Here is a 25,540-nt window from a genome sequence, read left to right on the forward strand (position 1 = left end):
AGAGTCATGGAAAAATTGTGGCTGAAAAACTGGCCGGCCGACACGCCCACCGAACCGCGATACGATTTTGGCCAGACGCCGGTTCATGAATATCTGCGCCAGCGGGCCAAACAAAACCCCGATAAGATCGCCATGGTTTTTTATGGCCGCGAAATCAGCTACCGTGAGCTGGACCAGGCCAGCGACCGTTTCGCCAGCCACCTGCACAAAAACGGCGTCAAAAAGGGCGACCGAGTGGGCATTTTCATGGTCAACTGCCCGCAATACGCCATTGCCCACTTTGGCGTGCAAAAACTCGGGGCCATTGTCTGCCCCTGCTCGCCGCTGTTCAAGGAAATGGAGCTGGAGTACGAGATCAACGACGCCGGCATCGAGATTCTGGTCTGCCTGGACATCCTGCTGCCGGTGGTTCAGAAAGTCATGGGCGGCGTCAAGCTGCGCCAAGTCATCGTCGGCAACTTGAACGACTATCTGCCCGAAAATCCGACTATCCCCCTGGTCGACATGATGGCTTACAAAAAGCAGGCTATCCCAGGCGTGGTCGACTTCATGGACGTGGTCAACGCCGAAGGCGACGCGCCGCCCCGTGTCGACATCGACCTGGACCAGGACATCGCCTTGTTCCAATACACCGGCGGCACCACCGGCATGCCCAAGGGCTGCATGCTCTCCCACAAGGCCGCCTTGTTCAAGACGGCCTGCGTCTGCCTGGCCACGGGCATGGACACCCAGACCGTCAACCTGGTCAACATGCCCATTTTTCATATCGCCGGCATGGTCGCGGGCATGAACAGCACTCTGTTCGCCGGCGGAACCCAGGTGCTGATGACCATGTTCGACCCCAAGGCCACCATGGAGGCCATCAGCCGCTACAAGGTCAATTTCTGGTATAGCGCCGTGCCCATGAACGTGGCGGTGATGAAGCACCCCGAGGTGGCCGCTTATGATCTTGGCAGCCTGAAACTGTGCCTGACCTCGTCGTTTGGCATCCAGCTCACCGAGGAAATCTCGGCCCAGTGGCGGGCGGCCAGCAAGGGCGGCCTGTTGTTGGAAGGCGCTTATGGCCTCAGCGAGACACACACCGCCGACACCTTCATGCCCCGGCAAAAGGTCAAGTACGGCACCTGCGGCATTCCCGGGCCCCAGCAGGAGTTCAAGATCGTCGACCTGACCGACCCCGACAAAGAGCTGCCCGTGGGCGAGCAGGGCGAGATCGTCCTGCGCAATCCGGCCTGCTTCAAGGGCTATTGGAACCGGCCCGAGGAGACCGCCGGCACCCTGCGCGACGGCTGGGTCTACACCGGCGACATCGGCAAGTTCGACGACGACGGCTATCTATATCTGTTGGGCCGCAAAAAAGAGATGATCAAGGTCTCGGGCTTCTCGGTTTTCCCCGAGGAAGTGGAGCTGCTGCTCAACCGCTACCCCGGCGTGGCCCAGACCGCCGTCATCGGCGTGCCCGACGACCAAAAAGGCGAAGTGGTCAAGGCCTTTGTCGTCATGCAGCCCGACAAGTCGGCCACCGAGCAAGAAATCATCGCCTGGGCCAAGGAAAAGATGTCGACCTACAAGGTGCCAAAATACGTGGAGTTTCGCGCATCTTTGCCCACCTTGGGCACGGGCAAGCTCCTGCGCCGGGCCCTGAAGGAATAAGGCGCGCCGCGCCTTGAGCGCCAAAAAAGCCGCCTCGCCGATTGGCGCGAGGCGGCTTTTTTTTAAGGCGCGGCGGGGCGCGTTCAGCGGGCGGCCGGTAGCCAGTCGCTGAGCTGGCCGATGGGGTTATCATCCATCCAGCGCCGCAGTTGGGCCATGTCGCGCACGCCGCCATCGACGACGGCGCGGTAGAGGTCGATGGACAGGCAGCTCACGGCGTCGCTGGCGCGCAGCTCTTGCTTGAGGGCCAGGATGGCCGCGCGCAACTCGTCGGTCATGACGCCGGCCAGCGGCGCGATCAGATGCTCGCCACGGGGCAGGGCGTAGTCGTCGGGGGCCGACCACATGTCGACCTTCCACTCCACGTCCTGATCGTCGCGGTATTTTATCTGCCAATACAAGGCCTTGTCCGCGTCGTGCAGATGGTTTTCAAAATAGACCGCGCTCACCCGCCGCGAGCCGGCCGCGCATTGGGCCAACACCTCGAAGCCGTGCGCGATGTTCAGCTTTGGGCAATATATTTCCATGTCGATGTCTGGCGCGCAGACCAGGCCGTGGGCCACCGCGCCCACGATGACCGGCCGGCCGAAACGGCCCCAGCGCTCCAGCAGGCCCAATTCGGCAGCGATTGCCAGCGCTTGCTGGCGTCTTTGGGCCGCCTGGGCCAAAATTTCTCGTTGATCAACGCTCATAATGACAAACTCCCGCGTAAAAAAAGCCGGCGTGGCGGCCGGCGTGAAACGGCGAAGGCGGCGGCAATGATACATGCGGGATGGGGAGTTTTGTAGGGGCGACCGCTGAAAATCGTCTGGACGGACACGTAATTAGGGGCGGGCGCTTTCATCGGGATCGAGGATGTGGCCCACGACCTTGCGCAGCAACTTGGTCATTGCCTCACGGTCCAGGTCTGGGTTCATCACCGCGCAACACATCAGGCCGTTGAACAGCGCCGAGAACAAGTCGGTGATGGCGTTCAGGTCGCGTTCTTCCAGTTGCCCGACGCCTTTTTTGCTGGTGCGCAACAGGGCCTTGACGTAGCCACTGATGACCATGTCCGACTGACGCACCATCTGGGCCACCTTGGGATTACGGATGGCCTCGGCCAAGACCTCCAGCATCAGGGCCGAGTTGTCCAAATCCATGGCGCGATCGACCCCACGCCACAACTGGGAGACCATGGTGTCGACGAAGTCTTCGTCGCTGTTGTGCAATTCGTTGATTATTTTCAGCGTTTCGGCAAGGTCTTCCTTGACGATGGCCTCGATGATCTCTTCCTTGCAGGTGAAAAAGTTGTAGATGTGCCCCGCGCTCATCTTGGCCGACTTGCAGATCTGGGCCATGCTGGCCGAGTGAAAACCGTGCATGCGGAAACACTCGCTGGCCGCGTCGAGCACCTGCCGCCGCCGGGCCTCGGCTTTGGTCTGGCGTGAAACATTGCCATCGCTGGTTGTCATGCTCATGTCATCGGTCCAAAACCGGCGTTTTCGGCCAACGCCGTCAGCATCCGGCCGGCGGGGGGCATCCGCCGGCCAGATCGGTCATCGGGAAGCGTCCTCGCGAGGCGCGGCCGCCTTGACGGTCTTTTCGCTCCAGCCGCCGCCCAACACCTTATAAAGCGTGACTGTGTTGGTCAGCCGCGACAGGCGCACGTTGATCAGCCCTTGCTGGGCGCCGTAGGACGAACGCTGGGAGTCCAGCACCGACATGTAGCTATCGACCCCGCGCCGAAAACGGGCGTCCGAGAGGCGGTAGGCGTCGCTGGTGGCCTCCACCAAGGATTGTTGGGCCGCCAGGCGCTCATCGATCGTGCCGCGCTGGGCCAGGGCGTCGGCCACCTCGCGGAAGGCGGTCTGGATGGTTTTTTCGTATTGGGCCACGGCGATTTCGCGTTGAACCTTGGTCGCCTCCAGGTTGGCCAGGTTGCGCCCGGTGTCGAAGATGGGCAGATTCACCGTGGGCACGAAGGACCAATAACCCGTGGTCGCGCGGAAAAGATGGTCCAACTGATTGCTGGCGGTGCCGCCGCCGGCGGTCAGGCTGATGCTGGGGAAGAACCGCGCCCGCGCCGCGCCGATGTTGGCGTTGTCGGCCTTGAGCTGGTGTTCGGCCTGCAAGATGTCTGGCCGTTGGATCAGCACCTGGGAGGGCAGGCCCACGGGCAGCTCCTTGACGGCCGAGGCGGCGGCGGGCATGCCATCGGGCAGCAGCTCCGGCGGCGCTTGGCCGCCGATGAGCAGGTTGAGGGCGTTGATGTCCTGGGCCGCGCGGGTGGTGTAGATGGCCACGTCGCCGCGGGCGGTGTCTACGCTGGTCTGAGCCTGGCGCAGGTCCAGGGCCGAGGCCACGCCGATTTCGTGGCTGCGCTTGGTCAGATGATAAGAGGCGCGCTGGCTGGTCAGGGTGTGCTTGGCCAGCCTGAGTTGCTCTTGATCGGCGGCCAGGGTCAAGTAGGCCCCGGCCACTTCGGCCACCAGGCTGATCTGGCTGGCCCGGGCGGCCTGTTCGGTGGCCAGGTAAAGCTCGAGGGCCTGGTCGTTGAGGCTGCGCACACGGCCGAAGAGGTCCAGTTCGTAGGAACTGAAACCAATGGTGGCGGTGTATTGCCGGGCGATCATATCACCGCCATTACTGGATAGTTCGGCTGGCAGGCGCTGGATGGAGCCGTTGGCGGTGGCGTTGACGGTGGGGAACAGGTCGGCCCGCTGAATCTGGTATTGGGCGCGGGCCTTTTCGATGTTGAGCATGGCCACGCGCAGGTCGCGGTTGTGGGCCAGGCTCAGCTCGATGAGCTTGACCAGCTTGGGATCGACGAAAAACTGTCGCCAGCCGATCTCCGCCACCGGCTGGCCGGCAGCCTGGTTGGGGCCATAGGACGGCCCGCTGGGCCAAGCGGCCGGCGTGGGCGCGTCGGGGCGTTTGTAGTCTGGCGCCATGCTCAGGCAGCCGGGCAGCAGGAGCAAGGCCGCCAGCAGCGGCAGGAATGCTTTGCGGGTCATGGGTTAACGGTCCTCCAGCGGAGACGCCGGCTCGGCGGGCTGTTGGCCCTCGGACTGGTCGCCCGGAGATTTTTTGTCGCCAAAGAAGCGGCGCACGATGACGAAAAACAACGGCACCAAGATCACGCCCAACACGGTGGCCGAGATCATGCCGCCCATCACGCCGGTGCCGATGGCGTTTTGGCTGCCCGCGCCGGCGCCCGTGGTGATGGCCAGGGGCAACACGCCCAGGATGAAGGCCATGGAGGTCATGATGATCGGCCGCAGGCGCAGGCGCAGCGCCTCAATGGTGGCCTTGACCAGATCCATGCCCTTTTCGTGCAGATCCTTGGCGAACTCCACGATGAGGATGGCGTTTTTGGCCGACAGGCCGATGGTGGTCAGCAGGCCGACCTGAAAATAGACGTCGTTGGAAAGGCCGCGCAAACTGGTGGCCAAAAGCGCCCCGATCACGCCCAAAGGCACGGCCAGCAGCACCGCGAAGGGGATCGACCATGATTCGTACAACGCCGCCAGGCACAGGAAAACCACCAGCGTAGACAGCGCGTAGAGGGCCGGGGCCTGGGAGCCCGAGAGGCGCTCCTGATACGACAGGCCCGTCCATTGATAACCGATGCCGGCGGGCAGTTTGCTGGCCAGTTCTTCCATTGCGCGCATGGCCTCGCCCGAGCTGCGGCCCGGCGCGGATTGCCCCAGGATCTCCACCGAGGGCAGGCCGTTGTAGCGCTCCAGGCGCGGCGAACCGTAGTTCCAGCGGGCGGTGCTGAAGGCCGCGAAGTTGACCATCTCGCCCAACTGGTTGCGCACGTGCCATTTTTCCAGGTCGGCCGGCAGCATGCGCGATGGGGCGTCGCCCTGGATGAAGACCTTCTTGACGCGGCCCTTGTCGATGAAGTCGTTGACGTAGGAGCCGCCCCAGGCGCTGGAGAGCGTGTCGTTGACGTCGGCCATGGACAGGCCCAGGGCGCCCGCCTTGGCCTGATCGACCAGCACCTGATACTCCGGCGTGTCGTCCTGGCCATTGGGCCGCACGGCCATCAGCGCCGGGTTTTCGGCAGCCATGCCCAACAATTGATTGCGGGCGTTAATCAGGGCCTCGTGGCCCAGGCCGGCCCGGTCCTGCAACTGGAAGTCAAAGCCCTGGGCGTTGCCCAACTCCGTCACCGCCGGCGGGGCAAAGGCGAAGACCATGGCGTCGCGGATGCCCGAGAAGGCCTGCATGGCCCGGCCGGCCACGGCGTCGGCCCGCAGTTCGGGCGAATTGCGCTCGGACCAGTCCTTGAAGTCGATGAAGGCCATGCCCATGTTTTGCCCCTGTCCGGCAAAGCTGAAGCCGACAACCGTGAATATGCACTTGACGGTGTCTTTTTCGTCTTGCAGATAGTGGCGCTCGACTTCCTTCATGACCTCCAACGTGCGCTCCTGGGTGGCCCCCGGCGGTAGCTGGACCATGGTCATGATGAAGCCCTGGTCCTCGTCGGGCAAAAACGACGTGGGCAGGCGCAGGAACATCAGCGACATGCCGCCGATGAGCAGGACGTACAGCAACATATAACGGGGCCAGCGCCTGATGATCGAGCCCGAGACGGTCTGGCAGGCCTGGTTGCCTCTTTGGAACGAGCGGTTGAACCAGCCGAAAAAGCCGCGCTTGGCTTGGTGGTCGTGACCATCCAAGGGTTTGAGCATGGTGGCGCACAGCGCCGGCGTGAGGACCAACGCCACCACCACCGACAGCACCATGGCCGAGACGATGGTGATGGAAAACTGCCGGTAGATCACGCCGGTGGAGCCGCCGAAAAAGGCCATCGGCACGAAGACCGCCGAAAGGACCATGGCGATGCCCACCAACGCGCCGGTGATCTGGTCCATGGACTTGCGCGTGGCCTCCTTGGGCGACAGGCCCTCGTCGCGCATCACGCGCTCGACGTTTTCGACCACCACGATGGCGTCGTCGACCAGCAGGCCGATGGCCAAGACCATGGCGAACATCGTCAGGGTGTTGATGGAGTAGCCAAAGGCCGCCAGCACGCCAAAGGTGCCCAGCAAAACCACCGGCACGGCGATGGTGGGGATGAGCGTGGCCCGGAAGTTCTGCAGAAAGAGGAACATCACCAAGAACACCAGAACGATGGCCTCGGCCAGCGTCTTGACGACCTCCTCGATGGAGACTCGCACAAACGGCGTGGTGTCGTAGGGGTAAACCACCTTCATGCCCGCCGGGAAGAGCTTGGACATCTCGGCCAACTCTTGGCGCACCGCCGTGGAGGTGTCCAGGGCGTTGGCGCCCGTGGTCAGCTTGATGGCCAGACCAGCCGATGGCTTACCATTGAAGCGCGGGATCGTTTCGTAGTTTTCGCTGCCCAACTCGATGCGCGCCACGTCACGCAGGAGCACCTTCGAGCCGTCGGTGTTGACGCGCAGCAAGATATCACCGAACTGCTCGGGCGTCTGCAAGCGGCTCTGGGCCGCGATGGTGGCGTTTAGCTGTTGGCCCTCCACCGCTGGCGCGCCGCCCAACTGGCCCGCCGAGACCTGCACGTTCTGGGCCTGGATGGCCGCCTCGATATCAGAGGGCATCAGCTTATAGTTGTTGAGCTTATTAGGGTCCAGCCAGACGCGCATGGCGTATTGCGAGCCGAAAAGCGTCACGTCGCCCACGCCGTCGACGCGGCTGAGCACGTCCTGCACGTGGGCGGCCACGTAGTCGGAGAGGTCGATGGGGCTCATGCTGCCGTCTTCGGAGTAGAAACCCACGACCATCAAGAAGCTCGCCGAGGCCTTGGAGACGCGCACGCCTTGTTTTTGCACGTCTTGGGGCAACAGCGACATGGCCAGTTGCAGCTTGTTCTGCACCTGCACCTGGGCGATGTCCGGGTCGGTGCCGGCGTCGAAGGTGAGGATGATCGAGGCGCTGCCCGCCGAGTCGCTGGTGGAGGAGATGTAGGACAAATGGTCGATGCCCTTCATCTTTTGCTCGATAACCTGGGTGACGGTGTCTTCCAGGGTTTTGGCCGAGGCGCCAGGGTAGGTGGCGTCGATCTGCACCGCCGTGGGGGCGATGGCCGGATATTGCGCCACGGGCAGCGTGCCGATGGCCAGCAGGCCGGCCAGCATGATGACGATGGCGATGACCCAGGCAAAAATGGGCCTATCTATGAAAAAGCGCGCCATGAAGTTTTGTTCCTCAGCGTTTGTCGTCGGCGGCGGAGGCGGCTGGTTGGAAGGCCACGGCCTTGGCGATGGCCCCCGGGGCGACCTTTTGCGAGCCTTCCATGATCACCCGTTCGCCGGCCCGCAGGCCGGAATTGACCAGCCAATCGGCGCCAACCGCCCGCCCCAGGCCGAGCGTGCGCGTTTGGACGCGGTTTTGCTCGTCGAGCACCAGGACGGTGGCCTCGCCCTTGTTGTTGCGGGCGACGGCGCGCTGGGGCACCAGGATGGCCCGGTCGTTGACGCCGGTCTCCAAGATGGCCCGCACGTACATGCCGGGCAGCAACTCCTGCTCCGGGTTGGGGAAAACGGCCCGCAAGGTCACCGCGCCGGTGGTCTGATCGACGGTAACGTCGGAAAACTGCAGCTCGCCCTCCAGGGGATAGGTCACGCCGTCTTCCAGGATCAGCCGGACCTTGGCCTTGTTGTGCTCGTCTCGCTTGAGCTGCCCGCTGGCCAATTGGCGTTTGAGGCGCAGCATTTCCGAGCTGGACTGGGTGACGTCGACGTAGATCGGGTCCAACTGCTGCACCGTGGCCAGACTGGCCTGCTGGCTGGCGGTGACCAGCGCCCCGGCGGTGACCGACGAGCGGCCGATGCGCCCGGAAATGGGTGAGGTCACCTTGGTGTATTCCAAGTTGATGCGCGCCGTCTCCAGGGCGGCCTTGCAGGCGGCCACATCGGCTTCGGCCTGTTTGAGGTCGGCGTAGGCGTCGTCATAATTCTGCTGACTCACCGCCTTGATGGCCACCAAGTCCTTGTAACGCTGAGACTTCAACTGGGCCGCGAAAAGGTTGGCCTCGGCCTTGGCCAGGGCGGCCCGGGCGCTGTCCATGGTGGCCTTGTAGGTGGCTGGGTCGATCTGATAGAGGGCCTGACCAGCTTTGACGTCCGAGCCCTCCTCGAACAGCCGTTTATTAATGATGCCACCGACTTGCGGACGCACCTCGGCGATCAGGAAAGGCGTGGTGCGGCCGGTCAGTTCGCTGTCCAGGGCAACCTGCTGATGACTCAAGGTGATCACGCTCACCTCGGGATCGGCAGCGGGCGGCGGGGCGCTTTCGGCCTGGGGTTGACCCTGAAGGAAAAACAGGGTGTACAGATATAGTATTTACCTGACACTGCCGCCCCTGGCGGGGTGATTTTTAGGCGGCCTTTTGGGACGCCTTTTCCTTGGGCTTCTTACGCCCGGGCAGGCCCTCCAGGAAAGCCTGACTCGGCGTCCTGCCGTTCATGTTCCGGCCCTGGTGCGCCCGCTCATGGTTGTAATGGCGCAGATACTCATCCAAGTCGGCCTGCATCTCATCCAAGGTTTCATACCATTTCTGACGGCCCTTGATCCGGAAATGCTCGTCCAAGAGCGTCCGGTGAAGCCGTTCCACGAAGCCATTGCTCTGAGGCCGACGCACCCTGGTGGTGCGGTGTTCGATCCCCTCAAGCTGCAGAAACAGCTCATACGGATGCTGGTCTGGCCGGCCGCAAAACTCTCGCCCATTGTCCGAAAGCACCGTCTCAATCACCGCGTCGTGGGCCTCAAAGCACGGCAGCACTTCCTCGTTGAGCACATGCACCGCCGTGACCGGAAGCTTGCTGGTGTACAGGCGACCCCAGGCGTGGCGGCTGTGGCAGTCGATGACCGATTGTAGATACACCTTGCCCACGCCCTTGAGCGCGCCAACGAAAAACGTGTCCACCGCCACCAGGGCCCCGGTGTGCCGGGCCTCGATGTGGCGGTCGCGAAACTCCGGGCTGAAGCGCTCCAAAGCCCGAAATATGGCGGAGGCTGTCCCGGACCGAGGATCGCCAGACCATGAGCACGGCGTTGCCGATGGTCCAGCCGCAGCGAATGACACCGTCCGGCCCGATCTCCGCGACCTCCGGATTGCTGGATGCAAAGACCGGGGCGTCCACGTCACCGCGCAGGGAGAGCGGAACCCGTTGCTCGAACTCGCCAGCGGAGAGGCGGATGGAGCGAGGCTGAACCTCCCAGTGGCTGTAGTCTGGCGAGGTATCGGTCATGAAGGAACCTCCACCGGTGCGGAGACGCCGCCGCCATAGACCTCGACCTGGACGTGACGCAGGCTGAGCCGCTCGGCGGAATCCCAGACCAAGATCATGGCCGCCCCGGGAACGAAGCCACACTCGACATTGCCGTCCTCATCGACACTGGCCACGTCGGGATTGGACGATTCGAACACCGGCGCTTCGGGTAGACCACGGATCGAGAGCGGAATGCGCTGGACGAATGGGGATCGCGAGACCCGGATCAGTTTCGGGAAAACATCCCAGTAGTGCGGTTCCTGCGGCTGTTCGAGATTGTTCATCGCGTCCCCCTCAGTTGTCGATGGTGTTGGGACTGCCGGTGACTATGATGGCTCCGCAGGCGGTGATGTCGCCGATGCGGGCGTTGGGCAATCCTTCGGTGATGGTGTCGAAGCTGCCGGTCACGATGGGCGTCACGCCATGCCCCGGGATGGGACAGACGTGCAGGTCCCCCATGCGGGCCACTGGCATGCCGTTGTCCAGCGTCCGGCTCGCCCCGGTGATGATGACGCCGCCGTGGCTGCTGATGTCGCCGAGTCGCGCCTGGGAGCTCATGGGTTCACCTTCAGCAGCAGATGGATCAGAAAGCCGACGAGTCCGCCGATGGTGCTGCCGATGGTCAGCACCAGGCCGACGATCTTCCACATGGTCTCGGTCCCCATCTTGGAGCCGATCCGGGCATGCAGCCGGTCGATCTCCTCGGCGTGCCGGTGCAGATCGGAATAGATCGAGCGGACCAGCACCTCGACGTTTTCCTTGTCCGATTTCTTCTCGATTTCACGCTCGATCTTCTCGAGGCGGTCCTGGATTTCCCGGCGGTGGTTTTCGAGGATGCTGCGGAATTCTTCCCGCCAATGATCGAAGGTCCGGGCCAGCAATTCCTCGCTGGCCGAAAGCCCGGAGGGCGTTGTTGTTCTTTCTCCCATGAAATGCTTCCTTCAGGTGTTGATCAAGACGGTGTTCGTCGAGCGAATGATGATGTTTCCGGCCACCCCATCCATGAACACGAGGCTGCCGGACTTGTCGGTGGCGCTGATGCTCTCCTGGCCGGGCGCGGCGTTCATGCGCACTACCTGACCGGCCTTGTCGGTGAGCCGGATCTGTTCGGCGGCGGCGGTGGAATCGACGAGGATTTCCTGGGTGCCGTTGAGTCCCCAGATGTGAACCTTCTCCCGACCCTTAGTGGTATCGATGAGGATCTTCTGCCAGCGGGAGCGGCCCTTGTCGCACGAGAGGATGTGGACCTTCTCCTTGTCCTGCCAGGCTTCGAGGATCACCTGCTGGCGGGAGAGGTCGGTGAGCTGGATGCGGGCACGGGAGCCGACGATCTGCGAGGCGATGTCGATCTGGTCGCCTTTCTCGGCGTCCTTCGTGCCTCGGCGCAGGGCGTTGCCGCTCTGCATCTCCGGCTTCACCTTCCCTTCCATGGTGAGGATCTGTCCGGCGCGGTCTATGATCCGCAGCAGTTCGTCGCCGTCGCGGTCATCGGCCAGGATGGTGTGGCCGGTTTCGGTCTTGAGCAGGACCTTCAGGCGCGGACAGTAATACGGCGGATGGCCGTGGTACTTCTTGTGTTCGAGATCGTCGTGCCGGTTGGCCTGATGCTCGACCTTGTCCTCGCAGTCATGGCAGAAGGCATTCGCGCAGGTGCGCTTCGATTCCTCGGGCTGCTCACCGGGATTGCTCTTGGCCAGCCAGACCCCGGTCCAGATCGGATGCTGGACGACGCCGCCCTCGAACTCGGCCCAGACCGAGGCTCCTTCCTCGGGGACCAGGAACATGCCGGTGTCGTCGTTGCCGCCGTAGGGAAAACAGGGCGCGGCCCATTCGGACCAGTTCTCACGCCCGCTGCCGAGCACGGCGGGGATTTCCAGGCGGACCCGGCCGAGGCGTTCGGGGTCGTTGTTGTCGCGCACGAAGGCCCGGTACTTGCCGTACCAGCGGTTGCGGTAGCGCTCCTCGGAGTGCCGGTCGCGGGTTTCAAGCATGCTCCGTCTCCCGTTTTCGACTGGCGTCCCAGGCCAGCCAGCCGCCAAGGCGAACCGCCCAATACATGACTTGGCGTTTCCACAGAGGCACGCCCAGGGCCGCCATCAGTTCGAGAAAGACGCGGTCGGCAGCAAGCCGCGAGACCTTGCCGGTGTGGTAGAGGTAGTCGTGAACGACGGCCGCCGGGGAATATCTCCCCCAGGGCGGCACCACGCGCCAGAACAGGCGCGGCACCGAGGCGAAGTCGGTCTCGAACCCGGCGGGCACTTCGATGATGCGGCCAGCGCCGGTACGGACACGGAACGGCTGAGTCAGCCTGGCGGTCATTCCATTGGGAAGTATCTCCACCCGAAGCGGCCCGGAGAGACCCAGCGCGGTGCCGGAAAACAGGGTCTTGGTTTCGGTGCTCATGACCGCCACCTCGCCTTGCCCGACCGGCGCACGTCGAGATGAACCCAGGAGGCATAGACGCCGATGCCGCCCTCGCGGAAGAGCGGAATTTCCTCGGCGATGACCGCCAGTTGCTCGGGCGAAACACCTGCGGGACAGCTCACGTCGGCCGCCATGCCCAGCGTGTGGAAACTCTGCTCCGCGCCACCCACCGCCTTATTGTGCCGGTTGCAACGGAAGCCGCTGGTAATGGACAGCGGTTTGCCGATGCGGTCGCGCAACGCCTGCAGGGCGTCGACCAGGTCGGGATGGACCGCAGCCGAATGGCCGCAGCAGTTCTTGCCCTTGCAGGCGAATTCCGAACGGTTGAAATTCTTGCTGAGATCACCCATTGCCGCCTCCTTGTGTGACCGCGCCGGAATCCGCGTCGATGGTCACCATGGCTGGCGGCTCGTTTTGCGGCGTGGGCGGGGCCTCCTTGTCGTTGGGTTTGCCCTGGGACTCGGCGGACTTGTCGCCCGCTCCCTTGCCGAGGGCGTTCTTCTTGAGTTTGAGTTCGCAGAGATAGCCAGCGCCGCTGATGCTGTGGCGCACCGAGTGGCAGTAGTAGATGCCAGAAAACTTCCGGCCCACGCCCTTGATCTCGACGTTCTTCTTGGCGCGTAGCTGGGGAATGCCGATGGTGGCGGCGTCCGCCTCGACCTGGCGCAGCTCGGCCTCGCGGAATTTGCCTTCGGCGCTGTCCTGGGCGGGCTCCTGGCGCGGCTCTTCGTGAAAGCCTTCGGAACGGTCGAAGCTAGGCACGATCTGCCCCGTCTCCTGTTCCTTGAAGCTGCCTTCGCCGGTGTTGCCGTCGACCAGATAGGTCTGCTTGCCCAGGGCCGTCCGCTCGGGCGTGGTGGCGTTGTTGGCCTTGTGCTCGACCACGTCCTTCTTGCGCGGGTCGACGCCGACCGTCTTGGTCTCGACACCCGCGCCCTTGGCTCCCTGGGATTGGGTGCTGGGGCGGAACGAGCGCAGCAGGCCCTTGGTGTCGGTGAAATATTCGAGGGTCAGTAGCGGCGTTTGGTCGAGCTCGCGGGGATGGAAATGGAGTTCGTCGTCCTGGATGTAGAAGACATAGCCGCTCACGCCGTCGCCATCGCGGTCGCGGGCCTTTTCCGCCAGCTCCTTGAGGAACTGGGCGTCCGAGATGTTGCTCTGGGTGACGCGGAGATGGGTCCCCTTGGTGGCCGTGACCACCGGGGTGAGGCTGTTGGCGGCGGCGACTTGTTCGGCGATTTCCGAATAGAGGATGCCGGGAGCGGGTTTCTGCCAGACCTTCTGGTTTTCTTTGCCCGCCAGTTTGAAGCCCTTGTCGTAGGCCTTGATGCGGATGGTCGGATCACCGTTTTCCGGGAAGTCGTAATCGATGTCCTTGATGACCGCCTTCTTGCGCGGAGAGAGGTTCCCCACGTAGCCGAAGCGGGCCACGATCTCGTTGCCTTCCTGGAACAGCGGATCGTCGACGAACTGCAGGTTGCGGTCGGTCACCGACAGTTCGAGGACATCCAGCTCCTCCTCGTTGTCGGTGAAGACGAACGAGGTGATCTCCTGGGTAATGTCCTTCGAGAGGTCTTGCCCCTCGATCTGAATCAGAAATGTCGGCTTGAAGGTATCCAGGTCCATGCGTATCTCCGGCGGTTCGCAGTTCCCTGCTTACTTACCGGAAGGCATGGCGAGGTGTCGGACGCTTCAGTCAAGCAGGCGCATCTGGACGTGTTCGCGGGAGGGAATGCGCAGTGCCAGGCCCGGATCGAGCGCCAACGGGAAAAAGAGATCGTTGTAGTCGCAGATGATCCACCAGAGCCGGGCGTCACCCAGATAGCGGTGCGCGAGCAGATCCAGACGGTCGCCCTCGACCACGGTGTGCAGGCGGTCGTCGTGTCTGGGGGTGGTGTCGATGCGCTGGCGCATGCCGAGGGAGGTGCCGTCACTGTCCCGGTAGAGAACGCAGCGGGCGTATCGGGAATCGCGGCCGATCATGAACGTACCTCCGACCAGTTGATGGAACGGTCCACATATTCCTCGAGGACGATGTCCACCTCGGCCCGTTGCGGCAGCAGGTTGTCCCGGTCGAACAGGCCGAAGAACCGCGCCTTCACCTGCCGGACGATGCAGGTCACGCCGGGGTAGAGATCGCCGAAGATGAGCAGCACACGGTGCGGCGCGTTCTTGAGCATGGTTCCGGCGTGTTCCGGATATTGCAGCGAGCGGAGCCAGTCGACCTTCTGTTTGACCGGCCCCTTAAACAGCTCGACTTTGAAGGCGATCCGGCGCGGCTCCCCGGCGACGTACTGGTAGCGCGGGTGGCTCATGCCGGGGATTTTGATCGTCGCATAGTCGGTCGACTTCTCGTCGCTGATGGAGTTGGGGTTGTACTGGAATTCGAGCCGCTCCCCCGTGTCGGCGTCCACCAGATATCCCTTGATGGGCTGTTGATCCCAGGCCATTGCTTACACCTCGGCGATCTCGATGATCGGCTTGCCCAGTTGTCCGGCCCGGTCGAGTTCCAGCCGCATGCCGCTGGAAATGCCGTTGCCGGTGAACGCCCACACCTCGTCGCAACATTCCATGTAGGCCAGGCCGCAGGCGATGCCAGTCTCCCGCTGCTCGGGAACGCTGTCATCGGTAAAGGTTGGATACAACAGGTGCGGCGCGAACGGCGCGTGACCGTTTCTCATGACCCGTCGGCAAAGCGCCTCGGCGACCTTCACGTTTCGGGCTATGTCACCCGCGAACGGGCTGCATACAAAGATGCGTTTCATCGGTCCTCTCAAAGTGTTTCGTAGTTTCTGATCTTCCGCTCCCGAAGATCCTTGTAGACTGCCTCGGCCACCTTCCGGCCATCGATGTTGGTGGTCACGCTCAGTTCCACCGGGCGGTCGGCCAGACCATCGAGGCGCGAGAGCAGCGATTCCAGCAGTTCGCGCAGCCCCTGACCGGCGTCCTCTCCGCGCAGGGGTGTCGCGGGAGCGGTTCGGGCCGAAGCGATCAAACGCTCGGAGGGCACCGTCTCGGCGAGTCCCGATTGCAGGGGCTTCGCTATCGGAGTCGGCGCGGCCGTCTTGGACCGTTCAATCCCGGCCGGAGCCAGAGAAGCACTTCCGATTTCCGGTGCCGGTTCCACCGCAAACGGCTGGATGTAGCTCTTACTTACCGGCTCGACGGCCGCCGCGACGGTCTGCACGGTGCCGTTCATCGGTTGTGGGGGTGGCGCGGCCGTGGCCATGACTGGCTGGAGCATCAGCATGGCGCTCAGGGCCTTGGGCACCAGGCGTTCGTCCAGACGCGGAACGAGACTGAGCACGCTTTCGATGATGCGTTGCCCAATCGATTCGGCGGGCTGCGCGGTCTTGAGCGGTTGTTTCTGCTCGGCCACCTGCGGGACCGGGGTCTGGACTCCCAGCATGGCGCGAGCGGAGGAGAGCAAACCGTTGGCAATCCCGGCGCTGCGATCCTTGATCGCCTGAATGCCCGCGCTCGCGCCGCTGGAAAGCCTTTGCCAGATGGATTGCCCCTCGGTACCGGCACTGGCAAAGATTCGGCCCACAGCCCCGGGGACGGCCGACAGCGTGGCAACGATCCGGTCGCGAACATTGACGGCTCCCGTGGCCAGCGCGTCCCAGGTATTGGCTTGGGGCGGTTTAATCGCCAGCTCGGGCGTGTCGCCAAACAGGGATTGTTTGAGACCTCCGAAAATGGTACCAGCCTTGGCCGCGACGGTTTGAGCGCCAGAGGTCAACCCATCCCAGAGTTTTTCAGCCATCCGGAAGGGAGCCGAGGCGGCGTCCATGAGGTTGCCGCCCGCCGTTTTGATCTGCTGCCACGCTCCCGCAGCGGCCGAAAGAATTCCGCGAGCGGCGAAGCCGAACACTTTCGCGGGCAGCGTCTGGGTAAGGCTCATGCCGTCGGCGAGGGTCTTGAGCAGCGCGGAACCGGAGGTGGTCAGGCTGGCAAGCGGTCCTTCGCGGGCGTCGGAGAACGGCAGCAGATTGCGCAGCTTGCCCAGGGCGTTCTTGAGCATGGTGAAGGGATAGGTCACCGCCGACCAAATCCCTTCACCCAGGGTGATCAGTAGCTTCTTGCCTGCCTCGAAAAAGGTGGTGTCCCCGGCGAAGAAGGAGCGCACGGTGGCAAACAGATCTCGCAGGGTGCTGATGATCGGCAGATTCAGAATCGCCTGGCCGATCTGCCCGGCGGCGTCGGCCACCAGGCGTCCGATGGAGGTGAAGATCCCGGAAATGAAATTCCAGACGCCGACCACAACATCCCGCGCCCAGCGGAACGGGGTGGCAAGAAAATCGTAGACCGCGCCGCCAATGGCCTTGAGACCGGCCAGCAGGGAGATGTCGCCGGTCAGCACCTGCCAGACCGCATAGACGATCTTCCCGGCGGCCACGAAGGCCTCGCCGATCATGCGCACGGGCAACAGGAACTTGTAGATGAACTTGGCCGCTCCGACCAGGGACCCGACGATGATCTTGCCGACCCAGACCACGCTGCGCACCACCACCGCCAGGGCTCGGACGATGAGCGACAGGTTCCAGGCCACGATCTTCAGCGCGAATGCCAGCCCCTGCAGAAGCACACCGGCGACGGTGCCGATAACAGTGCCGAAGGTGCGCCAGGACGACCCATCGGTGGCGCTGGCGGCCACGCCGAAGATCTCCACCACCGAAAAGACCGCGCTGGCCAGCGCCGCATAGGCACTCATCAGGGTGCGGACGGTCGGTTCGAGGATGGCGCGGATGCGGCCAAAGGCATGGGAGAACGCGCCCCACAATCCGGCCATGGCCTGACGAACCCGGTAATAGGCCTTGAAGACGGTGACCACGAAGCCCAACAGCCCGGCGGACTCGAGCTTCTGGGCCAGTTCGGCCGACATCTGCCCGACGCCGCCGCTGAGAGAGCCCACCAGCTCTCTGATCCCCTGGAAGACCAGCGAGACCTTGTTCCAGGCCCCGGTGATGATCTCCTGAATGCCGCCGAAGTTGGTTTCCCAGGCGCGTTTGAGCAGATACACCGACAAGATCACGCCCGCGATGATCGCGGTGACGGGCAAGAAATAGGTCGCAACCGCCGAACCCACCCCGGCGAGCGCGGCGCTGATAGCCACGAACCCGGCCTTGATGGCTGGAAGCATGAGTCCCACCATGCCCACTGCGGCGGTGACGGCTCCAGCCACGACCAGAATGGTGCCGAGGGCCATGGAGAGTCCCAGGACCACCCGGGTCACGCCCGGCATCGACTTGGCCATGCGTTGCAGGAACAGAATGAAACGGGAGACACCGTTGATCATCGGGGTGACCACCGGTAGCAGAGTGCGACCCAGGATTTCGCTGAGGTTGGCCACCTGCTGGCGCAGGAGCAGAAACCGGGCTCCGATGTCCTGGTTCATGGCGTCGGCCATCTGTTCGGTGACCGCCGTGCCGGTCTTCATGGCTCGGCCCACCGACTGGATATTGCCTTCGAGGCTCTCCATGCCCGCCGACATCTGCAGCAGGAACTTGACCGCCTCGTCGGAACCGAAGGCCTTCTTCAGCTTCACCTGGGCGGCGGCGTTGGAGAGATCGGGGAACTGGCGCTTGATCTCCTGCAGGATGGGAACCACGCCCTTGAGACGGCCACTGGTGTCGGTGAAGGACAGGCCAAGCTCGTCACCGGCCTCGGCCGCCTTCATGATGAACGCCTTGTACAGCGTGCCCGCCTCGGAGCCGGGCATGGTGGTCTGGAGCTGGCCGAGCACGGCGAGCTGCTCGTTCAGGGGAATGTTGCTCGCGGCCGCCACCGCGCCGATGTTCTTGATGGCGTCGGCCATCTGGGTGCCGTTGGTCTTGAACGAGGCCACGGTCTGCGCCATGGCTCCGGAAAAGGCGGTCGCCCATTCCATGTCGTTCATGTCGGCCATGATGGGCTTGAAGATCCCGTAGGCCGTGGTGAAGGTGCCAACCATCTCCTGGGTGGTGGCCTTGGTCGCCTTGGCCGTCATGGCGGCCATGGAGGTGAAGACGCCCACCGCCTCGTCGCTGAGGTTGGACAGGGCCGATTTCACGTCGTAGGTGGCGGTGATGAAAGCGGCCTTGTCGGCACCGGACCACTGGTTGGTGAAGGATTCTGCGGCGTCCTCGATGGCCCGGAGGTCCTGCACGCCAAGGGACGCCAGCTCGCCCAGGGCTTTCTGGGTCGCGGCGGTGGAGGCGACCAGGGCGGCGGGCACCGCCATCAGGGCCAGTCCCGCCCCCAGCATCATGGTCCCTTGCTGGATGCGGTCTAGGTTGCGGGTCATCCGCTCGCTGGCATCCGCCACGGTGGAATCGAGGTCCATCATGGAACCACGGATGCGCTGCGCGTTCTGCGAGAACGCATCCTTCATCGATACCACTATGCCCAGTCCGAGATCGCCGTTCATCTATCGCCGTTCCGTTTGCTCACGTTCAAAATCAAGCTGCCGCTCGAGGGCCTCGACGAACTGACGCCGGACCCTGAGCGGCAGCGAGCGGGTTTCCGACCAGCCCCAGTGCAGTCCGCCGTAAGCGAGAAAGAATGCGTCGCTTACAAGCGAACTCCGGGGAACAAAAAAGCCGGTTCTGCCTCCAGACGGGTGCGGATCTTGGTGCCGCAGCCATCGCATTCGGTTTCGACCGAGGTGTCGATTCCCGCGTCGACCCGCGACATCTCCTGTCGCAGCGCGTTGCGGTCACGCATCGACATTTCCGCCAGGCTCTTCTTGGAGGGAGCCTTGCCGTCGATGTCGAGGATACGGATGAGCATGGCCGAGCTGATGTTGGGCTCGCGCAGGCTGGCCAAACGCTTTTCCTTGTGGCCGTCGAGATATCCGAAGCGCACGGTTTTTTTCGAGCCGGGCAGCATGAAAGCGAACTCGCGCTCCTCGCCGTAGGGGGTAACCTTGAGATCCTCGAGATTGACGGTCACGAAGTTGGTCATGCGGCAGGCGCTGTTCGGGCAGCTCAGCTCCAGTTCAACCTCGTCACCGAGGGAAATCTGGCGCAGGCGGACCAGGGCGAACAACCGGTCACCCGAGAGCAGGTTCATCACCTCGGAAAGATCGGGGTCGGTCTTCTCGCCCAGCCGGACGAAACAGTTGCGGAGCACCTGGTTGATCGCCTCTCCGGAACGGATCAGGCGCTGGTTGGTAAGCAGTTCTTCCTCGGCCCCGGTCATTTCCCGAAGCTCGAGTTCAGTGCCGCTTGGCAGTTCAAAGCTGTACATGGTCGATCCTCCGGTTTAGGTCCAGTATTGGAAGCAGATGGTGAGCTTCTCGATGGTGTTCTCGGTGTTGCCGCCCTCAAGCTCGTCATATTCGAGCGCCTTCACCCAGGCCCCGTGCAGGGTCCAGCGGCGGGTCTCGTTGCCGGTGCGGTCGTAGCGGACAACGTCGATGTCGCGCATGTAGTCGGCGGGAAGGCCGCCGGTGACGGCGTTCACGTCCACCTGTTTCTTGATCCATTCGCGGGCCGCCTCGTCGGAGCCGTCCTGCAGTGCGCCTTTCTCGAGGGTGATGTCCTCGAACTTGACCCGTCCCGCCACCTTTTGGTCGAACATCGAACCGGCCGGGGCGAAGGCCACTTCCTCGAATTCGGTTTTGGGCTCCTGTCCCTTGTGGAACAGGGCCACGTCGAAGCCGTTTACCTCGATGGCGAACTGCCAGTTCTGATAAAGGCTTTTGGGCATATTTCCGCTTCTCATAGCCGTGTTCTCCCGTTAGATGATTTCTTTGAAGTCCGCGCCGGTGCTGGTCAGGATGAAGTTCAGCTCGATGAACTCCGCCGTCTTGGTCGGCTTGACGAACACGCGGGCCACCATCTCGTTGCGGTCGATGACCGCCGGAGTGTTGGTCTCTTCGTCGCACTGGAAGGCGAAGTCATAGAGGCCGCCCTTGTCCTTGATGTCCTGCAGAAAGGGATTGATCAGGCGGCCGAGGGCACGCCAGGTCTGGGGATGGTTCGGCTCGAACACCACGAAGCGGGAGGACTCCGAGATGGCTTCCTCCATGTACATCATCAGGCGGCGGACGTTGATGCGGTCCACGGCCGATGGCTGGCTCTGCAGTGTCTTCTGCCCCCAGATGTTGATGCCGGTGTCGGGGAACACGGCGATGACATTGACCCCTTCCGGATAGAGCACATCGCGCTCGCCACGGCTGGTCTTGTAGTCCAGGGAGAGCGTGTTGAAGATGCGGCCCCGGTCGATACCGGCGGGCGCGTTCCAGACGTTGGTCTTCTGGTCGCTGCGGGCGATGCAGCCCGCCACCGCGCCGCAGGGCGGCACCAGCTTCTTGCGCGAGTTGACCGGATCGCTGATCTCCAACCAGGGGTAATAGAGCGCCGCGTAGGAGGAGTTGAAGGCCGCGTGGCTGTACATCCCTTGTCCCTTGCGGAAATCGACCGCCTCGAGCGGCTCCAGGTGCATGGGCGTGTCGGCGATGAACAGCAGATCCTTGCGCCCCTCGGCATAGGCGATTCCGGCGTTGATCACCGGCACCGTGGTGACGCCGGGAACCATCAGCAGGTTCAGGGCGTCGATCTCGTCAAATCCATAGAGGCCGGTATGCTGCGAGGGATCGCCGATGAAATCGGCATCGGCCAGATCGGTCAGCCCGTTGTCGCCGCCGCTGAGCGTGAACACGCCCAATGCCGGACGGTCGCCGGGCGTTCCCATTGCTGCGGCCAGATCCTGGACCAGGATGAAATCCGAACGGTCGTTGATCGCCAGTTCCACATGGTTGGGCAGCGTCTCGTCCATGCTCAGATCCTTGAACACCTCGACCACATCGCCTTTATGCCGGACCACCAGGTTGAAATGGTTGGCCGGATCAAGGGAGCCATCCTCGATGGAGACGGAGAGTCGGTCGCCCCAGACGCCTTCGTTCACGGCTTCGATCCGCAGGGCGTCGGCGGGCGTCGCCTCCCGGTTCTGCAGGACGACGGACGCCTTGAGCGCCGTCAGCGTGTCCCGGTCGGTGGGGTCGGTGAGATGGGCGATGCGGGTGACGTAGAGGACCGAGCCGCCGTTATCGAAAAACGCCCGGGCGGCGTAGGCCAGATAGCTCTCATTGATGTAAGAGCCGAAACGGTTGATGAACTGCTCCCAGCTCGTTACCAGCACGGGCTTGTTGATCGGGCCTTTCTCGGCCACCCCGACCATGGCGGCCGACGAGGTCGAGATCTGCTTCACATAGAAACTGAAGTCCGTTTCCCGGGTGTAAATCCCGGGCGATAGATAGGTCGGCATGATTATTTCCTCCGCTTGCTGGTGGTCTTGGCCTCATCGGTTCCGGCGTCCTCGGTCGCCGTGGGCTTTCCCGGCTCCGGTTCCGCGCCGCCGGTCAGGTCCGTGATGCGCACCAGGCCGCGTTTTCCGGCGGTCTTGATCTCGGCGGAGAGTTCCTTGCGGGCGATGCTCTTGCGTTCTCGCGGCCCGAGGTGGAGGGTTCCCTGGCCGGAGAGGTTGAACGTCAGGGGTTGGAACTGCAGGTTTCTGATCTCGATCACGGTTGTTCTCCTTTACGGTTGAATGGTTCGTTGCTCTGTCACGTCGCCGTGAAACTGGAAGGTCCGGTCCCGGATCAGCCGACCGTCGCGCAGGTCGCCGTCGTACACCGGGCAGGATTCGATGCGGATGCGTCCGGAGCTCTGCCGGAGGTTGGAGAGGTTCACCCGGGCCAGACCGCCCAGAGGAACCAGCTCGGTGAGGTTCAGGCTGCCCTGGTCGGTGATGGCGATCTCCGGGTGAAGCTGAAGGAACCGTGATACCGACTCGTGAAAACCGAGCAGTTCGGCCTCCCGATCCACGGTTACCACCAGGTCGAAATCGAGGTGATAGAGCCGGGGAAACCGGCACTCCTCGAAACTCAGCTCCGCGACATTCTTCTCGAACAGGCGGCTCTGGCTGCGGCGGAAACGGTCTTCTGTCAGCTTCGGCCCCTGGAGGATGACGCTGGGGGTGCGCTGGACCTCGAACAGGTCATCCGGGAACACCAGCACGGTGTCCGGGTGGATGGCCTGCTTGGCCAGGCGGATCAGGGTTTCTGTGACGGTCTGTATCGTGCTCAAGGGACGCCTCCGTTTTCTGCCTGGTTACTTACCGGAAGCGCTGGCGATGTGTCGGAGGCTCAAAGCGGAGGGTACTGCAGAGGGGCTCTTTCTTCAGCATCAACAGTTTTTCAAAAAAACTGGTTGACAAATCCCGTACAAGGAATAAAGATAGTAATCAATTACTCACTTTCATGGAGGCTTATATGAACTCATCAAACAAACATCTTCCGGCTGAGGAACGACGGGCAGTGACGGTAGAGGCGGTGGTCGAGTTGGCTGGTGAACAGAACCCGAGCGAGATTACCACGGCTGCCATAGCCAAACGCATGGGACTGACCCAGGGTGCACTTTTTCGTCATTTCCCAAACAAGGATGCCATCTTACAAGCTGTTATGGAATGGGTGGCCGAACGATTAATGTCCCGCATTGAAAAAGCAGTTCATGCAGAGCCCTCTCCTCTTGCCGCACTCGAAAGCATGTTTATGGCGCATGTGGACTTTATAACAGAGCACCCTGGTATTCCCCGTATGTTGTTTGGTGAATTGCAACGATCTGAAGAAACCGCGCCCAAGCGGATGGCGCAAACGCTCATCCGCCGTTATGGGGAGCGCCTCAATCGTTTGTTTGAACAAGGAAAGACCTGCGGTGAGCTTGATGGAAAGCTTGATAACGAGGCTGCGGCCACTCTCTTCATCGGGACTATTCAAGGATTGGTCATGCAATCGTTGATAGCTGGAGATGTTAGCCATATGCGTCGCAATGCACCGAAAGTTTTTGCCATCTATCAACGGGGCATCAGGAGTGCATCATGAAAAAATTGCCCTTCCAAAAACGTACTTTGGCGCTGATAGCTGTACTTTTTCCTCTGCTTGCGCTTTTTGTCTATGTGGCCTTGCGTTCGGGGCCGCTTGCACCGGTATCAGTTGTATTAGCCACCGTCGAGAACAAGAGCATCTCACCGAAACTATTCGGCATCGGAACCATTGAGGCTCGTTACACCTACAAAATTGGCCCAACGTTTGCGGGGCGAGTCAAACGTTTGGACGTACACGTAGGTGAGCGTGTCAAGGCTGGGCAAGTGCTTGGCGAAATGGACCCGGTCGATCTTGATGAACGTATCAGGGCTCAAGATGCCACGCTGAAACGTGCAAACGCTCAGTTAAACGAAGCGCAGGCGCGTAAGGATTATGCGCAGACACAGGCTTTACGTTACGAGCAGTTACTTAAAGCGCGGTCCACCAGTGAGGAAGTGGTAGCCACTAAACAACAAGACCTCTTGGTTGCGAAAGCAGGGCTGACTGCGGCGCGAGAGGAACTATCTCGTGTACGTGCAGAACGAGAGGCATTAGAGGCGCAGCGCAGCAATTTGTCTCTGGTTGCGCCAGTTGACGGCTTGGTCGTTTCGCGTGATGCCGACCCGGGAACCACCGTGGTCGCAGGTCAGGCTGTCGTAGAGCTGATCGACCCGAGCACACTGTGGGTCAATGTCCGCTTCGATCAAATTCGTGCGCGAGGTCTCGCCGCAGGCTTATCAGCCCAGATCACATTACGTTCTCAGGCAGGTGAGCTGCAGGCTGGACGTGTACTGAGAGTCGAACCCCTGGCAGACGCAGTAACGGAAGAAACACTGGCCAAGGTTGTCTTCGATCAAATTCCTGATCCGCTGCCACCTATCGGCGAACTGGCCGAAATCACGATTACCTTACCGACGCTTGCGGCAACACCGGTTGTCCCAAATGCCGCTATCCATCATAAGGACAGCAGACTGGGCGTGTGGCAGGTCACTAATGGCGATCTTCGCTTTACAGCAGTTTCACTGGGGATTGCCGATTTGGAGGGTCGTGTTCAAATACGAGAAGGGCTCAAGGTTGGTGACCAAGTAGTGGCTTACAGCGAAAACGCCCTGAATGAGCGTAGCCGGATTCACGTCGTTGACCATATTCCGGGGGTGACGCAATGATCAGCTTGGCAGGACGCGACATCATGCACTCCTGGGGTAAGTTCGTCTTCACCGGTATGGGTCTTGGGCTACTCATCGGCATCACACTGTCTATGGCAGGGATTTATCGTGGCATGGTGGATGATGCCAAAGTGTTGCTCGACAATAGCGGTGCTGATCTCTGGGTGGTACAGAAGGACACTCTTGGTCCCTACGCTGAGTCATCAAGTCTCTACGATGATATCTGGCGCGGGATTCGAGGCATGCCGGGGGTGGAGCGGGCGGCAAACATCACTTATCTCACCATGCAGGTGGGAAAACAAGATGGTGACGTACGTGCCATGGTTACTGGCGTCACTCCTGGAGAACCTGGGACACCCGGGTGGCCGCCATATCTAGTCGCGGGTCGCCAGATTACTCGGAGCCATTACGAGGCCGTCGCCGACATCGCTTCCGGATTTAAACTTGGCGACCGTATCCAGATCCGCCGCAATCACTACACCATAGTCGGCCTGACCAGAAGGATGGTCTCTTCCAATGGCGACCCAATGGTGTTCATTCCTCTTAAAGACGCCCAGGAAGCACAGTTTCTCAAGGATAATGACGCCATCCGAGAGCAGCGTCGACGCACGGCCGAGAACCCTGCTTTCAACCGGCCCGGAGTGCCAGGCCTGCTCGATGCGGTTATTGCCTCTCAAAGCACCAACCCCTACGTCAATGCGGTTTTGGTGCGGGTTGAACCGGGCCATGCCCCGGAAGAAGTCGCTGAGTCGATCCGCCGCTGGAAGCGCTTAACCGTCTATACCCGCAGCCAGATGGAGGAGATTTTGGTTGGTAAGCTGATCGCTACCTCCGCCAGACAGATCTTCATGTTTCTGGTGATCCTTTCGATTGTCAGCTCCGCCATTGTGGCCTTCATCATCTACACCCTGACACTCGGGAAAATTCGTGAAATTGCTGTCTTGAAACTGATCGGCACTAAAAATCGCACCATTGTCGGTTTGATCATGCAACAGTCCATCGCTTTAGGTTTGATCGGCTTTGTGGTGGGTAAGATTTCGGCAACGTTATTGATGGCGCCAATCTTTCCCAAATATGTGCTGCTGCAACCACTCGACTCCGTTATGGGTTTTATCGCCGTGGTTATGATCTGCGTACTGTCGAGCATTATCGCTATTCGTGCCGCGCTCAGAGTCGATCCGGCCGAAGCCATAGGGGGCTGA

At 62.0% G+C, this 25,540-nt stretch carries 24 protein-coding genes and 2 pseudogenes; 4 read left to right on the forward strand and 22 right to left on the reverse strand.

The annotated features are described in order from the left end of the window. Positions 1–6 precede the first annotated feature (6 nt). Positions 7–1,653 (forward strand): AMP-binding protein, encoded by a 1,647-nt coding sequence (locus DEBA_RS08910; protein WP_013258599.1) that lies wholly within the window; start codon positions 7–9, stop codon positions 1,651–1,653. Positions 1,654–1,736: 83 nt separating this feature from the next. Here DEBA_RS08910 and DEBA_RS08915 read toward each other — a convergent pair whose 3' ends face one another. From DEBA_RS08915 to DEBA_RS09020, 22 genes and pseudogenes are all read right to left on the reverse strand, one after another. Then, positions 1,737–2,345 carry a hypothetical protein gene (locus tag DEBA_RS08915; protein ID WP_013258600.1) on the reverse strand — a complete coding sequence of 203 codons (609 nt, stop codon included), beginning with the start codon at positions 2,343–2,345 and terminating at the stop codon, positions 1,737–1,739. 132 nt (positions 2,346–2,477) lie between these two features. Continuing rightward, positions 2,478–3,113: a TetR/AcrR family transcriptional regulator gene (locus DEBA_RS08920; RefSeq protein WP_013258601.1), complete on the reverse strand. Its 636-nt coding sequence runs from the start codon at positions 3,111–3,113 to the stop codon at positions 2,478–2,480. 78 nt (positions 3,114–3,191) lie between these two features. Then, positions 3,192–4,649, reverse strand: a complete 1,458-nt coding sequence (gene adeC, locus DEBA_RS08925) for an AdeC/AdeK/OprM family multidrug efflux complex outer membrane factor (RefSeq protein WP_013258602.1) — start codon at positions 4,647–4,649, stop codon at positions 3,192–3,194. Between the two features lie 3 nt (positions 4,650–4,652). Next, on the reverse strand, positions 4,653–7,820 hold the full coding sequence (locus DEBA_RS08930) for an efflux RND transporter permease subunit (RefSeq protein ID WP_013258603.1): 3,168 nt from the start codon (positions 7,818–7,820) through the stop codon (positions 4,653–4,655). A 13-nt stretch (positions 7,821–7,833) separates the two neighbouring features. Next, positions 7,834–8,970 (reverse strand): efflux RND transporter periplasmic adaptor subunit, encoded by a 1,137-nt coding sequence (locus DEBA_RS08935; RefSeq protein WP_013258604.1) that lies wholly within the window; start codon positions 8,968–8,970, stop codon positions 7,834–7,836. A 34-nt stretch (positions 8,971–9,004) separates the two neighbouring features. After that, positions 9,005–9,628 (reverse strand): annotated as a pseudogene (locus tag DEBA_RS08940) (integrase core domain-containing protein); the annotation flags it as partial. Positions 9,629–9,874: 246 nt separating this feature from the next. Beyond that, positions 9,875–10,183, reverse strand: a complete 309-nt coding sequence (locus DEBA_RS08945; RefSeq protein ID WP_011366989.1) for a hypothetical protein — start codon at positions 10,181–10,183, stop codon at positions 9,875–9,877. A gap of 10 nt (positions 10,184–10,193) precedes the next feature. Further along, on the reverse strand, positions 10,194–10,457 hold the full coding sequence (locus tag DEBA_RS08950) for a PAAR domain-containing protein (RefSeq protein WP_013258605.1): 264 nt from the start codon (positions 10,455–10,457) through the stop codon (positions 10,194–10,196). Beyond that, positions 10,454–10,828 carry a hypothetical protein gene (locus tag DEBA_RS08955; RefSeq protein WP_013258606.1) on the reverse strand — a complete coding sequence of 125 codons (375 nt, stop codon included), beginning with the start codon at positions 10,826–10,828 and terminating at the stop codon, positions 10,454–10,456. Before DEBA_RS08955 ends, DEBA_RS08950 begins: the two co-directional genes overlap by 4 nt. Positions 10,829–10,840: 12 nt before the next feature. Next, complete coding sequence (locus DEBA_RS08960) at positions 10,841–11,890, reverse strand: phage baseplate assembly protein V (RefSeq protein WP_013258607.1); 1,050 nt, start codon at positions 11,888–11,890, stop codon at positions 10,841–10,843. Next, positions 11,883–12,302, reverse strand: coding sequence for a DUF1353 domain-containing protein (locus DEBA_RS08965; protein WP_013258608.1), 420 nt, complete (start codon positions 12,300–12,302; stop codon positions 11,883–11,885). The genes DEBA_RS08960 and DEBA_RS08965 overlap by 8 nt, the downstream gene beginning before the upstream one ends. Beyond that, on the reverse strand, positions 12,299–12,673 hold the full coding sequence (locus tag DEBA_RS08970) for a YcbK family protein (protein WP_013258609.1): 375 nt from the start codon (positions 12,671–12,673) through the stop codon (positions 12,299–12,301). Before DEBA_RS08970 ends, DEBA_RS08965 begins: the two co-directional genes overlap by 4 nt. Continuing rightward, positions 12,666–13,949 carry a phage late control D family protein gene (locus tag DEBA_RS08975; RefSeq protein WP_013258610.1) on the reverse strand — a complete coding sequence of 428 codons (1,284 nt, stop codon included), beginning with the start codon at positions 13,947–13,949 and terminating at the stop codon, positions 12,666–12,668. Before DEBA_RS08975 ends, DEBA_RS08970 begins: the two co-directional genes overlap by 8 nt. A 66-nt stretch (positions 13,950–14,015) precedes the next feature. Further along, entirely contained in the window at positions 14,016–14,306 is a 291-nt protein-coding gene (locus DEBA_RS08980; RefSeq protein ID WP_013258611.1) for a LysM peptidoglycan-binding domain-containing protein, read from the reverse strand. Continuing rightward, entirely contained in the window at positions 14,303–14,773 is a 471-nt protein-coding gene (locus DEBA_RS08985) for a CIS tube protein (protein ID WP_011366981.1), read from the reverse strand. The genes DEBA_RS08980 and DEBA_RS08985 overlap by 4 nt, the downstream gene beginning before the upstream one ends. A 3-nt stretch (positions 14,774–14,776) precedes the next feature. Continuing rightward, entirely contained in the window at positions 14,777–15,088 is a 312-nt protein-coding gene (locus tag DEBA_RS08990; protein WP_013219048.1) for a DUF7768 domain-containing protein, read from the reverse strand. Between the two features lie 2,444 nt (positions 15,089–17,532). Continuing rightward, positions 17,533–18,732: pseudogene (locus tag DEBA_RS19040) on the reverse strand (phage tail tape measure protein); the annotation flags it as partial. A 143-nt stretch (positions 18,733–18,875) separates the two neighbouring features. Beyond that, positions 18,876–19,553: a T4 family baseplate hub assembly chaperone gene (locus tag DEBA_RS09000; protein WP_013258613.1), complete on the reverse strand. Its 678-nt coding sequence runs from the start codon at positions 19,551–19,553 to the stop codon at positions 18,876–18,878. A 15-nt stretch (positions 19,554–19,568) separates the two neighbouring features. Next, positions 19,569–20,030 (reverse strand): phage tail protein, encoded by a 462-nt coding sequence (locus DEBA_RS09005; protein WP_013219051.1) that lies wholly within the window; start codon positions 20,028–20,030, stop codon positions 19,569–19,571. Between the two features lie 15 nt (positions 20,031–20,045). Further along, a complete protein-coding gene (locus DEBA_RS09010) occupies positions 20,046–21,575 on the reverse strand; it encodes a phage tail sheath C-terminal domain-containing protein (protein ID WP_013258614.1) in 1,530 nt (509 codons plus the stop codon). Positions 21,576–21,577: 2 nt separating this feature from the next. Beyond that, the gene (locus DEBA_RS09015; RefSeq protein ID WP_013258615.1) at positions 21,578–21,835 is read right to left on the reverse strand and encodes a hypothetical protein; all 258 of its coding nucleotides are present in this window, start codon (positions 21,833–21,835) and stop codon (positions 21,578–21,580) included. A gap of 12 nt (positions 21,836–21,847) precedes the next feature. Continuing rightward, positions 21,848–22,396 carry a hypothetical protein gene (locus DEBA_RS09020; RefSeq protein ID WP_013258616.1) on the reverse strand — a complete coding sequence of 183 codons (549 nt, stop codon included), beginning with the start codon at positions 22,394–22,396 and terminating at the stop codon, positions 21,848–21,850. Positions 22,397–22,581: 185 nt separating this feature from the next. On the opposite strand from DEBA_RS09020, the gene DEBA_RS17750 reads away from it, so the two are divergent. The 3 genes from DEBA_RS17750 to DEBA_RS09030 are packed head-to-tail and all read left to right on the forward strand — an operon-like array spanning position 22,582 to position 25,540. Beyond that, positions 22,582–23,190 carry a TetR/AcrR family transcriptional regulator gene (locus DEBA_RS17750; RefSeq protein WP_013258617.1) on the forward strand — a complete coding sequence of 203 codons (609 nt, stop codon included), beginning with the start codon at positions 22,582–22,584 and terminating at the stop codon, positions 23,188–23,190. Then, complete coding sequence (locus tag DEBA_RS17755) at positions 23,187–24,338, forward strand: efflux RND transporter periplasmic adaptor subunit (RefSeq protein ID WP_013258618.1); 1,152 nt, start codon at positions 23,187–23,189, stop codon at positions 24,336–24,338. Before DEBA_RS17750 ends, DEBA_RS17755 begins: the two co-directional genes overlap by 4 nt. Beyond that, positions 24,335–25,540, forward strand: coding sequence for an ABC transporter permease (locus tag DEBA_RS09030; protein ID WP_013258619.1), 1,206 nt, complete (start codon positions 24,335–24,337; stop codon positions 25,538–25,540). Before DEBA_RS17755 ends, DEBA_RS09030 begins: the two co-directional genes overlap by 4 nt.

It is taken from the genome of Desulfarculus baarsii DSM 2075 (assembly GCF_000143965.1).
GTDB lineage: Bacteria > Desulfobacterota > Desulfarculia > Desulfarculales > Desulfarculaceae > Desulfarculus > Desulfarculus baarsii.

Excerpts from the sequence above, each read along its gene's own strand:
- DEBA_RS09030 (WP_013258619.1), top strand. The coding sequence starts at position 24,335 with ATGATCAGCTTGGCAGGACGCGACATCATGCACTCCTGGGGTAAGTTC.
- DEBA_RS17750 (WP_013258617.1), top strand. The coding sequence starts at position 22,582 with ATGAACTCATCAAACAAACATCTTCCGGCTGAGGAACGACGGGCAGTG.
- DEBA_RS08970 (WP_013258609.1), bottom strand. The coding sequence starts at position 12,673 with ATGGGTGATCTCAGCAAGAATTTCAACCGTTCGGAATTCGCCTGCAAG.
- DEBA_RS08915 (WP_013258600.1), bottom strand. The coding sequence starts at position 2,345 with ATGAGCGTTGATCAACGAGAAATTTTGGCCCAGGCGGCCCAAAGACGC.
- DEBA_RS08990 (WP_013219048.1), bottom strand. The coding sequence starts at position 15,088 with ATGAAACGCATCTTTGTATGCAGCCCGTTCGCGGGTGACATAGCCCGA.
- DEBA_RS17755 (WP_013258618.1), top strand. The coding sequence starts at position 23,187 with ATGAAAAAATTGCCCTTCCAAAAACGTACTTTGGCGCTGATAGCTGTA.
- DEBA_RS08930 (WP_013258603.1), bottom strand. The coding sequence starts at position 7,820 with ATGGCGCGCTTTTTCATAGATAGGCCCATTTTTGCCTGGGTCATCGCC.
- DEBA_RS08950 (WP_013258605.1), bottom strand. The coding sequence starts at position 10,457 with ATGAGCTCCCAGGCGCGACTCGGCGACATCAGCAGCCACGGCGGCGTC.
- DEBA_RS08960 (WP_013258607.1), bottom strand. The coding sequence starts at position 11,890 with ATGCTTGAAACCCGCGACCGGCACTCCGAGGAGCGCTACCGCAACCGC.
- DEBA_RS08975 (WP_013258610.1), bottom strand. The coding sequence starts at position 13,949 with ATGGACCTGGATACCTTCAAGCCGACATTTCTGATTCAGATCGAGGGG.
- DEBA_RS08955 (WP_013258606.1), bottom strand. The coding sequence starts at position 10,828 with ATGGGAGAAAGAACAACAACGCCCTCCGGGCTTTCGGCCAGCGAGGAA.
- DEBA_RS09010 (WP_013258614.1), bottom strand. The coding sequence starts at position 21,575 with ATGCCGACCTATCTATCGCCCGGGATTTACACCCGGGAAACGGACTTC.
- DEBA_RS08985 (WP_011366981.1), bottom strand. The coding sequence starts at position 14,773 with ATGGCCTGGGATCAACAGCCCATCAAGGGATATCTGGTGGACGCCGAC.
- DEBA_RS08910 (WP_013258599.1), top strand. The coding sequence starts at position 7 with ATGGAAAAATTGTGGCTGAAAAACTGGCCGGCCGACACGCCCACCGAA.
- DEBA_RS09005 (WP_013219051.1), bottom strand. The coding sequence starts at position 20,030 with ATGAGAAGCGGAAATATGCCCAAAAGCCTTTATCAGAACTGGCAGTTC.
- adeC (WP_013258602.1), bottom strand. The coding sequence starts at position 4,649 with ATGACCCGCAAAGCATTCCTGCCGCTGCTGGCGGCCTTGCTCCTGCTG.
- DEBA_RS09000 (WP_013258613.1), bottom strand. The coding sequence starts at position 19,553 with ATGTACAGCTTTGAACTGCCAAGCGGCACTGAACTCGAGCTTCGGGAA.
- DEBA_RS08980 (WP_013258611.1), bottom strand. The coding sequence starts at position 14,306 with ATGATCGGCCGCGATTCCCGATACGCCCGCTGCGTTCTCTACCGGGAC.
- DEBA_RS08920 (WP_013258601.1), bottom strand. The coding sequence starts at position 3,113 with ATGAGCATGACAACCAGCGATGGCAATGTTTCACGCCAGACCAAAGCC.
- DEBA_RS08945 (WP_011366989.1), bottom strand. The coding sequence starts at position 10,183 with ATGAACAATCTCGAACAGCCGCAGGAACCGCACTACTGGGATGTTTTC.
- DEBA_RS08965 (WP_013258608.1), bottom strand. The coding sequence starts at position 12,302 with ATGAGCACCGAAACCAAGACCCTGTTTTCCGGCACCGCGCTGGGTCTC.